Origin of the sequence: Cytobacillus dafuensis, assembly GCF_007995155.1 — a bacterium.
GTDB lineage: Bacteria > Bacillota > Bacilli > Bacillales > Cytobacillaceae > Cytobacillus > Cytobacillus dafuensis.
On record NZ_CP042593.1, the window covers coordinates 1,990,102 to 2,003,693 of the forward strand.

Genomic DNA, 13,592 nt, shown 5'->3' on the forward strand with positions numbered 1-13,592 from the left:
TGGGATATCGACGAATTAGGAGGATTTGTCATGTTGGAATTTGATACTAATTTAGATTCATTAGCAACTATTAAAGTCATCGGCGTTGGCGGCGGTGGTAACAACGCGGTTAACCGTATGATTGAGCATGGTGTACAAGGGGTAGAATTTATTGCTGTTAACACAGATGCCCAGGCACTAAATCTATCAAAAGCAGAAGTAAGAATGCAAATTGGCGGCAAGCTCACACGCGGACTTGGTGCTGGAGCTAATCCAGAAGTAGGGAAAAAAGCTGCTGAAGAAAGCAAAGAACAAATTGAAGAAGCACTCAGAGGTGCTGATATGGTATTCGTTACTGCCGGTATGGGTGGAGGAACTGGTACTGGTGCAGCTCCAGTAATAGCGCAAATTGCCAGAGACTTAGGAGCGTTAACAGTTGGAGTAGTTACTCGTCCATTTACTTTTGAAGGCCGAAAGCGTTCAACTCAAGCTGCTGGAGGTATTGCTTCTATGAAAGAGGCAGTAGATACCTTAATCGTTATTCCTAATGATCGTTTATTAGAAATTGTTGATAAAAGCACGCCAATGCTTGAAGCATTCCGAGAAGCTGATAATGTTCTTCGCCAAGGTGTCCAAGGTATTTCAGATTTAATCGCAAAACCTGGTTTAATTAATCTTGACTTTGCCGATGTTAAAACGATTATGTCAAGCAAAGGTTCTGCATTAATGGGTATTGGTGTAGCTTCTGGTGAAAATCGTGCAGCAGAAGCAGCGAAAAAAGCGATTTCTTCACCATTATTAGAAACATCAATTGATGGAGCTCAAGGTGTTCTAATGAATATCACTGGTGGAACAAATATCAGCCTCTATGAGGTTCAAGAGGCTGCTGATATTGTTGCTTCTGCATCTGATCAAGATGTCAATATGATCTTCGGTTCAGTCATTAACGAGAATTTAAATGATGAAATAGTTGTAACCGTCATTGCAACTGGATTTAAGGAAGAAAATGCTCAAGCTAAAGTGACTAGACCAAGTTTTGGTCAGCAGCCGAAACCATCAATGAATACGGTTAAACGTGAACCAAAAAGAGAAGAAGTTACACAAGAACCAGTTAGAACTAATTTTTCTCAACAAAGTGAAGATACACTAGATATACCAACATTCCTTCGTAACAGAAATCGAAGAAGATAATTAGAAGAGTAACTGAAACAGAGGCATGACTTTTTTATAGTCATGCCTCTGTTTATGCATATTAAACTGTTTGAGGTTCTTTAAGTTCCATAGCAGGGCCAAAGAACTCATAACGAATATTTTCCTTTTTAAAGCCTGATTCTACTAATACTTCATACATGGCTTGCATAAAGCTGACTGGTCCACACATATAGACAATGGCTTCTTTATTTTTTACGATCTTATTTAACCATTCTAAAGTAATAAAGCCTTCTTTATCGAATATGGCTGCTTCTCTATCAGTTTCCGTTGGTTTTTCATAGCAATAATAGCTTTTTACCAAATCGTTCTTCTGTACAATTTGCTTTACTTCATCAACAAAAGCATGGACATTACCATTGATTGCAGCATGGATAAAAGTTGTTTCTTGTTGTTTATCAGCTAATTGGTGAAGCATACAAAGCATAGGTGTGATTCCGACTCCTCCACTAAGAAGAATGGTTGGCTTGTCTGCTTGTTCCTCTAAAACAAATTCTCCAGCAGGTGCACTGATTTCAATGATTTCCCCAGCTTTGACATGATTATGCAAATAGTTTGAAACGATCCCCGCAGGCTTTTCGCCCATAAGATCTTCCCTTTTTACAGAAATTCGATAATAAGATTTATCTTGTGATTGGGATAAGCTATATTGACGAATATGTGTATATTGTTCGTTAGGTATAGTGGACAATTTAATGCTTATATATTGACCTGGAATAAATTCTGCGATCGGTTTATCATCTATAGGCTTAAAGTAAAATGATGTAATAACATCACTTTCTTTAACGACTTTTTCCACTTTAAATTCTCTGAAATCCTTCCATCCTCCATGCTGATTTTCTGCAGAGTCGTATAAATTTTTTTCTACATGAATAAAGGCATTTGCAATTACTTCATATGCTTTAGCCCATGCATTGATAATTTCATCTGTTGCTGCATTCCCTAAAACATCTTTAATTGCTAAGAGCAAATGCTCACCAACAATTGGGTAGTGTTCCGGCTTGATCCCTAATGATCGATGCTTATGTCCAATTTGTGTAACGACTGGAATAATCGTTTCAAGCTGGTCAATATATTTTGCCGCTGCATATACAGCGTTCGCTAATGCTTTTTGCTGACGGCTTAGTTTTTGGTTTGCATGATTAAAAATATTTAATAACTCAGGATGGTTGTTGAACATTAATTCATAAAATCTCTTTGTAATTTTTTCTCCATGTTGTTCTAGGACTGGTACTGTGCTTTTAATAATATCAATTGTTTTTTGATCTAACATGATGTCCAAACTCCTTTGCTTTATTGTCACTATAATTATAGGTGATTTAAAAAGGTTGGATTGTGATTTAAATCACACATTTACTAGCAAAGAAGATTTCAAACAACAAAAGATAAATAATGACAAAATACGAAAAGAAAAGTGGAAATTTCTAAAGTTTTCGTTCCAGAAAGTGACACACTTTATACAATGGTGTACGCTATACTTTTTTTAACAGATTAATAGGCTATAAAACTAGATATTATTCAAATTATTATTTCGGTTACCTATGCTCTAATTATGTTCCTACCAATCGATAAGGAGGATGAAGATTGGAGGTCTATTTAGATATTATTTGGATATTAAATTTATTATTTGATTGCCTTCTTCTTTATTTAACCGCGTTAATTTTAAAAAGGAATATAAAAATCTGGAGACTTTTTGCAGGAGGCTTAGTTGGTTCAGTAATTATATTATTATCTGTTACTCCTTTAAATTCCTATTCGGGCCATCCATTAACAAAATTATTATTTTCTATTTTCATGATATTAATAGCATTTGGATATAAAAGATTACGATATTTTATTAAAGTGCTAACGACTTTTTATTTAACGACTTTTTTAATTGGCGGATCTATGATTGGCGTTCATTATTTTATTAAATTTGATTCCCAGTTATCCTCCTCTGTTTTTCTTGAAAGTGTAAAAGGGTTTGGTGACCCAATTAGCTGGTTGTTTGTTCTTCTCGGATTTCCAATTGCATGGCATTTTTCTAAGCGAAAAATGGATGAAATTGAAATGACAAAAATACAGTATGATTCCTTAATCAAAGTGATTGTTACAATTAATGGAGAGTCTTATATTTTTAATGGGTTAGTAGATAGTGGGAATCAGCTTTATGACCCGATTACAAAAATGCCTGTGATGTTTATTTCAATCAAAGATATGAAAGAAAATTTCCCAGAGGAATTAGTAAAAGTAGCTCAAAGTCCCGAACATTATATACTTGGAGAAGAGCAGATAGCTTCAGAATGGGTTCATAAAATGAGGGTGATTCCATACAAAGTCGTTGGACAAGAACATCAGCTTATTATAGCAATAAAACCAGATGAAATTATTATAGAAAAAGAGAATGAACGATATAAAGTGGAGAGAGGTCTTGTATCATTTTCGCTGCAGCAGTTTTCTGCAGAAAATGCATTCCAATGTATTGTCCATCCTAAAATGCTTACCACAATAAAGAAGGTGAAAAACGATATTCTTGTAAAGCATGCATGACCGAAATCTAAAGATGCATATAACTCGTAATTTTTGAAATAGAAATATAGAGGGAGGACAAATCTTGAAACGCATAAAACTTCGCTTATCATACTATTGGTATAAATTATTAATGAAACTTGGACTTAAATCAGATGAAGTATACTATATTGGTGGAAGCGAAGCACTGCCTCCTCCTTTAAGTAAAGAGGAGGAAGAGCTTTTATTAGAAAAGCTTCCAAATGGGGATAAAGCAGCAAGATCTATTTTAATTGAAAGAAATTTAAGGCTAGTCGTTTATATTGCAAGGAAGTTTGAAAATACGGGAATTAATATTGAAGATTTAATAAGTATTGGCACAATCGGGCTTATCAAGGCAGTTAATACTTTTAATCCAGAAAAGAAAATAAAACTTGCCACTTATGCATCAAGATGTATAGAGAACGAAATATTAATGTATTTAAGAAGAAATAACAAAATTCGCTCAGAAGTTTCATTTGATGAACCTCTAAATATTGATTGGGATGGAAATGAGCTTTTGCTTTCTGATGTGTTAGGAACGGAAGAAGACATTATTACGAAGGATCTTGAAGCGAATGTAGATAAGAAGTTATTATCAAAAGCTTTGCATCAATTATCTGATCGTGAGAAGCAAATTATGGAGCTTCGGTTTGGTCTTGGAACTGGAGAGGAAAAAACGCAAAAGGATGTAGCTGATATGCTAGGTATTTCACAATCGTATATCTCTAGGTTAGAAAAGAGAATTATTAAAAGATTAAAGAAAGAATTTAATAAAATGGTATAGGGTATAATTTGTACGCTTGTTCCACAGTTTTTTTATTTGTATGGTTTTATTAAAAAATTTTTTATCATAAAAAAGTAGCTAAATAAAGCTTACATTTATGGAGTTTGTCTTTTTTCTCATATTAGTTGCTCGAATGAAGGTGCATAATTTTCCTCCTCAAGGAAATACTGTTTTTTGTACAGCAGCTCCTGTGAGGAGGGAAAAGATTGACTCGAAATAAAGTAGAAATTTGCGGTGTTGATACTTCAAAGCTTCCAGTTTTGAAAAACGAAGAAATGAGAGAGCTCTTCAAGCAAATGCATAAGGGTGATATAACCGCTCGGGAAAAACTCGTCAATGGTAATTTACGACTTGTTCTCAGTGTTATTCAGCGTTTTAATAACAGGGGTGAATTTGTTGATGACCTATTCCAGGTCGGCTGTATCGGTCTAATGAAATCTATTGATAATTTTGATCTAAGTCAAAACGTAAAGTTTTCCACCTATGCTGTTCCCATGATTATCGGAGAGATTAGAAGGTATTTAAGGGATAATAATCCAATTCGAGTCTCTCGTTCATTAAGGGATATTGCGTACAAAGCATTGCAAGTGAGAGAACGGTTGATGAGTAAAACATCGAGAGAGCCAACGGCAGCGGAGATCGCTAAGGAGCTAGATGTACCGCATGAGGAAATTGTCTTTGCTTTAGATGCCATTCAGGATCCAGTTTCTTTGTTTGAACCTATCTACAATGATGGCGGAGATCCGATTTATGTAATGGACCAATTAAGCGATGAAAAAAACAAGGATATTCAATGGATCGAGGAAATAGCATTAAAAGAAGGGATGAGAAGGTTAAACGAGCGTGAAAAGCTCATTTTAAGAAAGCGCTTTTTTCAAGGGAAAACCCAAATGGAGGTTGCAGAGGAAATCGGTATTTCTCAAGCCCAAGTATCAAGACTTGAAAAAGCCGCAATAAAACAAATGAATAAAAATATTCAAAGCTAAGGCTGCCATTTGGCAGCTTTAGCTTTATTTATTATTTTATTAACTGGCTTTAAAACCCACGCTGATTGAGGTTTTACTTAATTAGCAGGAAATACGAAGGGTATCCAGCTTTTTCTTTCTGCATATAACGATAATTTATTAAATAAATTCATATATATAAATCAGGGACAAAATGGCGGAGGTGGGAGGCTATGATAAAGATATCAGAATTTCAACAGAAAGATGTCATTAACGTGGCAAATGGAAAGAAGCTTGGAAATATAGGAGATATTGATATTAATGTTCAGACGGGAGAAATAAATGCAGTTATTATTGGCGGTAATGGCAAAGTGTTAGGTTTTTTTGGCCGTGAAGAGGATATCATTATTCCATGGAAAAATATATTAAAAATTGGGGAAGATGTCATATTAGTAAGATTCAAGGATGACAGCGTGATCAAGGACGTCGAATAAGCGTGCAAAAAAACTTCATTTAACTGTGAAGACACCTTCGTGTGTGTTAAACTATAGAAAAATGAGAAATGCGCAGCTACTTGAAAGAAGAACTTCGACAAAAACTGCCTTGTCCTGTATGTCAGGGTGGCTACTTGCGCTAGACAAGTTGAGGAATGTTAAATGGAACCATTTATTTTGAATAAAAGCGAGTATTTTGTCATAAAAGAATGGACTGAAATATTTCCGGGGTTATTGGCAGGCTTTACAAGCAAAAATGGCGGATATAGCATTAATCATTTTTCCTCCATGAACCTGGGTCTTCATGTAAAGGATTCATCAGAATCTGTTAGGAAAAATCGTGAATCAATAGCAAAATTATTAAATTTTCCGCTTGATACATGGGTTGGGGCAGAACAAACACATGAGATTCACATTCAAAAGGTATCAAAAGCCGATGGTGGTAAAGGCTCGGCTGTTTATGAGGAATCGTTCAATGGAACAGATGGTTTTTTTACTTTCGAAAAAGGCCTTTTATTAACTTTATGCTATGCTGATTGCGTTCCTCTCTACTTTTGTCATGAAAATACAGGAGCAATTGGTACTGCTCATGCAGGCTGGAAAGGGACTGTTAATGGCATTGCAAGGGAAATGGTAAAATTCTTTAAAAATGAAGGAATGGATTTAGAAGGACTTCATGTGGTGATAGGGCCTTCCATTTGCAATAACTGTTATATAGTCGATGATCATGTTATTACATTAATTGAAAATAGACTAGAAGATATTGATAATAAACCATATAATCAAATTGGTGAGAATCAATATAATCTTGACCTAAAACAATTAAATAAAGAAATCCTTATTCAATCTGGAGTCTTTGAAAAAAATATTAAAGTATCAACTTTATGCACCAGCTGTCAAAATGATCATTTTTTCTCACATAGAAGAGATAAAGGGAAAACTGGAAGAATGATGAGTTTTATTGGCTGGAAGGAGGATTTACAGGCTTAAATGAAAGTTGTAGAAAATTTAAAGGAAATTCAATTAAAAATTAAAGAAGCATGTGAAAAGTCTGGACGCAATATGGAAGATATAAAAATAATAGCCGTAACTAAATATGTTTCAACTAGCAGAGCAATAGAAGCACTTAATGCAGGGATTGTTCACTTAGGAGAAAATAGAGATGAAGGGCTATTAGAAAAATGGGAAAAGTTAAAGGACAAGCCAATATGGCATTTTATAGGTTCATTACAAACAAGAAAAGTGAAAAATATTATTGATAAAGTTGAATATATTCACTCTTTAGACAGATTATCACTTGCAGAAGAAATTAATAAGCGAACTGAGAAACAAGTAAAATGTTTAGTCCAGGTTAATGTTTCCGGTGAAGAAACGAAGCAAGGAATACAGCCTGATGAGGTAAATGAGTTTATTTCCCAGCTTATTGAATACCCAAATATCCGTGTTTGCGGATTAATGACGATGGCCCCATTTACTTCTGATGAAAAGATTTTACGTTCATGTTTTCGAAAGCTTAAAGATTTGCAAGCTGAGATCCAAAGCTTAAATCTAGATTATGCACCGTGCAACGAGCTTTCAATGGGGATGTCAAATGATTATCGTATTGCAATCGAAGAAGGTGCTACGATGGTGCGTATTGGGACAGCATTAGTAGGTGAAGAAGATTTAGGAATTGGAGGTTAAAAGATATGAGCATTAAATCAAAATTTAAAACATTTTTCTTCCTAGATGATGATTATGACTATCAGGAAGAGGAAGTGATCGAAGAAGAAACAGAGCAATTAAAACAGCAACCACAAAGTCATCAAAAACAACAAGCACAGAAGAATAATATTGTCAGTCTACAAAGTGTTCAAATGTCTTCGAAAGTAGTCTTAGTTGAGCCGAGAGTATATGCTGAGGCTCAAGATATTGCAGATCAATTAAAAAACAGACGGGCTGTAGTTGTTAATTTACAAAGAATTGATAGGGATCAAGCTAAAAGAATTGTTGACTTTTTAAGCGGTACTGTTTATGCGATTGGCGGAGATATCCAAAAAGTTGGAACAGATATTTTTCTCTGTACACCTGACAATATTGAGGTTTCAGGTAATATCTCCCAAATCATGCAAGAACAAGATTTTGAAAATTCGAGGTGGTAAAATTTAATGATTTTTTTATATGATGTTTTGACTTCCATTATTTCTATATATTCTTGGGCATTAATCATTTATATTCTAATGTCCTGGTTCCCAAATGCTCGGGAATCCGCAATTGGTCAGTTTTTAGCACGAATATGTGAGCCATATTTAGAACCTTTTAGGAAAATTATTCCTCCGATAGGTATGATCGATATTTCACCTATCGTTGCGATTTTTGTTCTTAAATTAGCGGCAGGTGGATTAAGACAATTATTTCTCTGGATTGCATAATTTGCGAACAGAAGAGGGCTTTTTTAGGCCCCTTTTTGTTTTAATCCATATATGTAATTAGCTAATTTTATGTAAATATTCGCTAAGCTTTTTTGAAGGGGAATATTAGGATGACTATTTATCAGCATTATCGTCCTGAAGAAAAGGAATTTATTGATCAGGTTCTTAATTGGAAGCATACAGTGGAAGCTGATTACGCTCCAAAGCTAACGGATTTTCTAGACCCGAGGGAACAGGAAATTGTTAATAACATCATTGGAAGTAATCATGAAGTGAAAGTGAATTTGTTTGGCGGTACTAGCTTTGCCGAAAGGAAGAGGGCACTAATTTTCCCTGAATATTTTCAGTGCGAAGAACAAGATTTTAATATATCTTTATATGAAGTGATCTACCCCAAAAAATTTATTACGATTGAGCATCCACAAGTGCTTGGCAGTTTAATGTCGACTGGATTAAAACGAGGAAAGTTTGGTGACATTCTTTTTCAGGATGAACGAATCCAATTTTTTGTCACTCAGGAAATTGAAGAGTACTTAAGTATTCAAATAGAATCAATTGGCAGAGCAACCGTGAGTTTAAAAAAACTGCCATTAATAAATGCAATTCAACTAACTGATTCTTGGGTGGAATTATCTGTCATTTCATCATCACTCCGGTTAGATACAGTCATTTCAGCTGTTTTCAATATTTCAAGGCAGAAATCTCAAAGCCTGATTCAACATGGTCTCGTAAAGGTCAATTGGACAAGCATTGAAAATTCAGCATTTGAATGCAGAGAAAGTGATATTATTTCAGTAAGAGGATTTGGACGAACAAAGCTCATTGGAATTGAAGGGAAAACGAAAAAAGATAAGTGGAAAATAACTGCAGGTAAACAAAAATAATAATTAATAATGCAGGAATTTGGTGCAAGTTGTCGAATTGTTGAGTGAAAGAAAACTTTTTTTATTTTATAATATACATAAATGATTGAACATTGATTTTGGGAGGTGGCCATGATGCCATTAACACCGTTAGATATTCATAACAAAGAATTCAGCAAAGGATTCCGCGGCTATGATGAAGACGAAGTAAATGAATTTCTTGACCAAGTGATAAAAGATTATGAAATTTTAATTCGTGAAAAAAAGGAATTAGAAGAAAAGTTAAATGACCAAAACGAACGAATTGGCCATTTTAACAATATTGAAGAAACACTAAATAAATCAATAGTTATAGCACAAGAAGCAGCTGAAGAAGTAAAAAGAAATGCTCAAAAAGAAGCGAAGTTAATTATAAAAGAAGCTGAGAAGAATGCTGATCGTATTGTTAATGAGTCATTATCAAAAGCTCGAAAAATTGCTCTTGAAATTGAAGAATTGAAAAAGCAATCGAAGGTGTTCAGAACACGGTTTAAAATGCTGATTGAGGCTCAATTAGATTTATTGAATAATGATGATTGGGATCATTTACTTGCGTATAAGCTTGATGCAACTGAGTTAAAATCTGCACAAGAAGAAGATTCATTAGCTTGACGAAAGCCGAATACATCGAATATAATTTTAAAAACAAAGTTAATTAAGAATAGTAACTGTGAGAGGGACAGTACATTTTTCTCGAAGCTTATTAATCAATGTGTTATTCAAGAAATATGCATTGTTAGCGATACGGGGATGGTGAAAGCCCGAATAAGCTGAAAACTTGGAAGATCACCCTCGAGTTCCTTATTGAACATCCATATTTGGATTATTAGATAAAGGCGAATCATTCACGTTATGAATGTTTTAAGCGGATAGAAATTCGATTTAAGTCTTTCTATCTACAAGGGTGGTACCGCGGGAAATATAACCTTCTCGTCCCTTTTTGGGATGAGGAGGTTTTTTTATTTTTTTGGCTGTGTTAAAGCACAATGTTGATAATTCTATTTTGTTGTTAATTGGAGCGGAAGGCGCGAGCTCCTCGAAAATGCTATCGCATTTTCTTCGTGCGGTGATTATTCTAGGAAGCTTATTCAATGTCCTGCGGGAAAAGCGAGTCGAAGGAAGAACCCGCAGGAGCGATAGCGACGAGGAGGCTTCCGGACCGCCCGCGATCGCTTAGTGCCTGCAGCGGAAATTAACATAGCCATTTTTTAAAAAAACCATTTATGTTTTATGTACTAGAAGAATGGCTATTATGAAGCTAGTGAAACAATCGGGAGGGATTTGAAATGGATTACAAAGATACCTTATTAATGCCACAAACAGAGTTTCCAATGCGAGGAAACTTACCTAAACGCGAGCCTGAAATTCAGGCAAAATGGGAAGAAATGAATATTTACGATAAAGTGCAGGAGCGCACAAAAGGCCGTCCGATGTTTGTATTACATGATGGACCTCCTTATGCAAATGGTGATATTCATATTGGCCATGCTTTAAATAAAATTTTAAAGGATATTATTGTTCGCCATAAATCGATGACTGGCTTCAACGCTCCATATGTACCTGGCTGGGATACACATGGTCTTCCCATTGAGCAGGCACTTACAAATAAGGGAGTAAATCGTAAAGAAATGACTGTTGCTGAGTTTCGTAAGCTTTGTGAGGAGTATGCCTACGAGCAAATTGATAGTCAGCGTTCACAATTTAAACGCCTTGGTGTAAGAGGAGACTGGGAAAATCCTTATATCACATTAAAGCCAGAGTATGAGGCCCAGCAAATTAAAGTTTTTGGAGAAATGGCTACAAAAGGATATATTTATAAAGGCTTAAAACCAGTTTATTGGTCTCCTTCATCTGAATCTGCATTAGCGGAAGCGGAGATCGAATATAAAGATAAGAAGTCACCTTCCATTTATGTAGGCTTTAAAGTAAAGGATGGCAAGGATGTACTTGAAAATGATACACAAATTATTATCTGGACAACTACTCCTTGGACAATTCCAGCAAACCTAGGAATTGCTGTCCACCCTGATCTATTCTATGTAGTAGTTGAAGAAAAAGGTCAAAAATATGTAGTTGTTGAGGATTTATTTGAAACTGTTTCTAAGGAAATTGGCTGGGAACATCCTCAAGTTTTGAAAAAAATAAAAGGGAACGAGCTTGAATATATTCAAGCAAAACACCCTCTTTATGACCGAGATTCTCTAGTTGTTCTTGGTGAACACGTTACAACTGATGCTGGTACTGGTTGTGTTCATACAGCGCCTGGGCATGGAGAAGACGATTTTTATGTAGGGCAAAAATATGGTTTAGAAGTATTATGCCCAGTCGATGATCGCGGACATATGACGAAAGAAGCAGAGGGCTTTGAAGGTCTATTCTATGATGCTGCCAATAAACCGATCACTGAAAAATTAGAAGAAGCCGGTGCGTTATTAAAGCTTACATTCATTACTCACTCATATCCGCATGATTGGAGAACGAAGAAGCCAGTTATTTACCGTGCAACTGCACAATGGTTTGCGTCTATTAAGGATTTCCGAAAAGAGCTTTTAGAAGCAGTTAATGAGACAAAATTTGTCCCTGCTTGGGGAGAAACAAGGCTCTATAATATGATTCGTGACCGCGGTGATTGGTGTATTTCCCGACAGCGTGCATGGGGTGTACCAATTCCAGTCTTTTATGCAGAAAATGGAGATCCAATTATTACAGAAGAAACAATTGATCATGTTTCTAACATGTTCCGTGAGCATGGATCTAATATTTGGTTTGAAAAGGAAGCAAAAGATTTACTTCCAGAAGGATTTACACATCCAGGTAGTCCAAACGGCAAGTTTACAAAGGAAACGGATATTATGGACGTGTGGTTTGATTCTGGGTCTTCCCATCAAGCTGTATTATTAGAACGTGATGATTTGCAAAGGCCTGCTGATATTTATTTAGAAGGATCTGATCAATATCGAGGATGGTTTAACTCCTCTATGTCTACAGCAGTGGCAGTCACAGGAAAAGCACCATATAAAGGTATCTTAAGCCACGGCTTTGTTTTAGATGGAGAAGGCAGAAAGATGAGTAAATCGATTGGGAATGTCGTTGTCCCTGCTAAAGTGATGGATCAGCTTGGTGCAGACATTTTAAGATTATGGGTTTCATCTGTAGATTATCAAGCGGATGTTCGCGTTTCTGATGCCATTTTAAAACAAGTAGCTGAGGTCTATCGTAAAATCCGAAATACTTTCCGATTCTTGCTTGGAAATCTTGCAGATTTTGATCCTGCAAAAGATATGGTTGCTTACGAGAGTTTACGTGAAGTTGACCAATTTATGCTTGTCAAATTAAATAAATTAATTAAGCAAGTTCGTCAAGCATACGAAAATTATGCATTCTCTGATATTTACCATGCAGTAAACAATTTCTGTACACTTGATTTAAGTGCCTTTTACTTGGATTTTGCAAAAGATATTCTATATATTGAAGGAAAAGATCACGCTGACCGCCGTGCAATTCAAACGGTTCTGTATGAATGTTTAATTTCATTGACAAAACTAGTTGCACCGATTCTTTCCCACACAGCAGATGAGGTTTGGAATTCAATCCCTTCTGTGACAGATGAAAGTGTTCAGCTTACAGACATGCCTAAATTTAAAGAACTTCCAAAATCAAAAGAGATTGAAGAGAAGTGGACTTCCTTCATGAAGCTTCGTGATGATGTATTAAAAGCATTAGAAGAAGCACGTAATGAAAAGGTTATTGGTAAATCATTAACTGCTAAAGTTACGATGTATGTGAATGAAAATGCTAAGAGCTTACTTGATTCAATTGAAGAAAATGTTCAACAGCTCTTTATTATTTCTGCATTTGAAGTCGCAGGCAAATATGAGGATGCACCTAAGGATGCACTCAAGTTTGAAAATACTGCCATCGTAATTTCAAAAGCTGAAGGAGAAACATGTGAGCGCTGCTGGGTTGTTACACCTGAAGTTGGTCAAGTAAATGAATTTGAAACTTTATGTCCACGTTGCGCTGAAGTTGTAAAAAGTCATTATAGTCACTTAGTTTAATTGACAAAGCCCCTGTATTTTTGCAGGGGTTTATTTTTTTGATTTTTAGTTCTACATTAAGAAAGTATAAATTGACAGCGCAGAAGATGATTCGACGCAGTTGCCAATTTAGGAATTAAGTACGACGGACAGGATGTCCTAGTCGGGCGAATGCCACAGGACAAGGAAAGCTTCGTCAGAGATACATCGCACGACCAAAAGAGAAGCTTTTGGGAGGACGTGGCATATATGAGCGCGATAAGTGCAACTACGCCTCTGTCTTCGCCTTTCCAAGGCTCACCA

The 13,592-nt window shown here is 35.7% G+C and carries 13 protein-coding genes; 12 read left to right on the forward strand and 1 reads right to left on the reverse strand.

Features of this window, described 5'->3' with window-relative positions; translation table 11 throughout:
• Positions 1-30: 30 nt before the first annotated feature.
• Positions 31-1,170, forward strand: coding sequence for a cell division protein FtsZ (ftsZ, locus tag FSZ17_RS09425; protein WP_057769680.1), 1,140 nt, complete (start codon positions 31-33; stop codon positions 1,168-1,170).
• A 61-nt stretch (positions 1,171-1,231) separates the two neighbouring features.
• On the opposite strand, the gene hmpA is transcribed toward ftsZ, so the two are convergent.
• Positions 1,232-2,461, reverse strand: a complete 1,230-nt coding sequence (gene hmpA / locus FSZ17_RS09430) for an NO-inducible flavohemoprotein (protein WP_057769682.1) — start codon at positions 2,459-2,461, stop codon at positions 1,232-1,234.
• 311 nt (positions 2,462-2,772) lie between these two features.
• Between hmpA and spoIIGA the strand changes: the two genes are divergently transcribed.
• From spoIIGA to ileS, 11 genes are all read left to right on the forward strand, one after another.
• A complete protein-coding gene (gene spoIIGA, locus FSZ17_RS09435; protein ID WP_057769684.1) occupies positions 2,773-3,717 on the forward strand; it encodes a sigma-E processing peptidase SpoIIGA in 945 nt (314 codons plus the stop codon).
• 64 nt (positions 3,718-3,781) lie between these two features.
• The gene (gene sigE, locus FSZ17_RS09440) at positions 3,782-4,501 is read left to right on the forward strand and encodes an RNA polymerase sporulation sigma factor SigE (protein WP_057769686.1); all 720 of its coding nucleotides are present in this window, start codon (positions 3,782-3,784) and stop codon (positions 4,499-4,501) included.
• Between the two features lie 206 nt (positions 4,502-4,707).
• A complete protein-coding gene (gene sigG, locus FSZ17_RS09445) occupies positions 4,708-5,487 on the forward strand; it encodes an RNA polymerase sporulation sigma factor SigG (protein ID WP_057769688.1) in 780 nt (259 codons plus the stop codon).
• Between the two features lie 191 nt (positions 5,488-5,678).
• A complete protein-coding gene (locus FSZ17_RS09450; protein ID WP_057769690.1) occupies positions 5,679-5,939 on the forward strand; it encodes a YlmC/YmxH family sporulation protein in 261 nt (86 codons plus the stop codon).
• 162 nt (positions 5,940-6,101) lie between these two features.
• Positions 6,102-6,929, forward strand: coding sequence for a peptidoglycan editing factor PgeF (gene pgeF / locus FSZ17_RS09455; RefSeq protein WP_057769692.1), 828 nt, complete (start codon positions 6,102-6,104; stop codon positions 6,927-6,929).
• A complete protein-coding gene (locus tag FSZ17_RS09460) occupies positions 6,930-7,622 on the forward strand; it encodes a YggS family pyridoxal phosphate-dependent enzyme (protein ID WP_057769694.1) in 693 nt (230 codons plus the stop codon).
• A gap of 5 nt (positions 7,623-7,627) precedes the next feature.
• Positions 7,628-8,080, forward strand: coding sequence for a cell division protein SepF (locus FSZ17_RS09465; RefSeq protein WP_057769696.1), 453 nt, complete (start codon positions 7,628-7,630; stop codon positions 8,078-8,080).
• A 6-nt stretch (positions 8,081-8,086) separates the two neighbouring features.
• Positions 8,087-8,350, forward strand: coding sequence for a YggT family protein (locus FSZ17_RS09470; protein ID WP_057769697.1), 264 nt, complete (start codon positions 8,087-8,089; stop codon positions 8,348-8,350).
• 110 nt (positions 8,351-8,460) lie between these two features.
• A complete protein-coding gene (locus tag FSZ17_RS09475) occupies positions 8,461-9,234 on the forward strand; it encodes a YlmH family RNA-binding protein (protein WP_057769699.1) in 774 nt (257 codons plus the stop codon).
• A 114-nt stretch (positions 9,235-9,348) separates the two neighbouring features.
• Entirely contained in the window at positions 9,349-9,864 is a 516-nt protein-coding gene (locus tag FSZ17_RS09480; RefSeq protein ID WP_057769701.1) for a DivIVA domain-containing protein, read from the forward strand.
• A 674-nt stretch (positions 9,865-10,538) separates the two neighbouring features.
• Positions 10,539-13,310 carry an isoleucine--tRNA ligase gene (gene ileS, locus FSZ17_RS09485; protein ID WP_057769705.1) on the forward strand — a complete coding sequence of 924 codons (2,772 nt, stop codon included), beginning with the start codon at positions 10,539-10,541 and terminating at the stop codon, positions 13,308-13,310.
• Positions 13,311-13,592 lie beyond the last annotated feature (282 nt).

Bases quoted from the DNA above. Each gene is read 5' to 3' on its own strand.
- FSZ17_RS09460 (WP_057769694.1), top strand. From the start codon at position 6,930: ATGAAAGTTGTAGAAAATTTAAAGGAAATTCAATTAAAAATTAAAGAA.
- pgeF (WP_057769692.1), top strand. From the start codon at position 6,102: ATGGAACCATTTATTTTGAATAAAAGCGAGTATTTTGTCATAAAAGAA.
- ileS (WP_057769705.1), top strand. From the start codon at position 10,539: ATGGATTACAAAGATACCTTATTAATGCCACAAACAGAGTTTCCAATG.
- hmpA (WP_057769682.1), bottom strand. From the start codon at position 2,461: ATGTTAGATCAAAAAACAATTGATATTATTAAAAGCACAGTACCAGTC.
- FSZ17_RS09465 (WP_057769696.1), top strand. From the start codon at position 7,628: ATGAGCATTAAATCAAAATTTAAAACATTTTTCTTCCTAGATGATGAT.
- ftsZ (WP_057769680.1), top strand. From the start codon at position 31: ATGTTGGAATTTGATACTAATTTAGATTCATTAGCAACTATTAAAGTC.
- FSZ17_RS09450 (WP_057769690.1), top strand. From the start codon at position 5,679: ATGATAAAGATATCAGAATTTCAACAGAAAGATGTCATTAACGTGGCA.
- FSZ17_RS09475 (WP_057769699.1), top strand. From the start codon at position 8,461: ATGACTATTTATCAGCATTATCGTCCTGAAGAAAAGGAATTTATTGAT.
- FSZ17_RS09480 (WP_057769701.1), top strand. From the start codon at position 9,349: ATGCCATTAACACCGTTAGATATTCATAACAAAGAATTCAGCAAAGGA.
- FSZ17_RS09470 (WP_057769697.1), top strand. From the start codon at position 8,087: ATGATTTTTTTATATGATGTTTTGACTTCCATTATTTCTATATATTCT.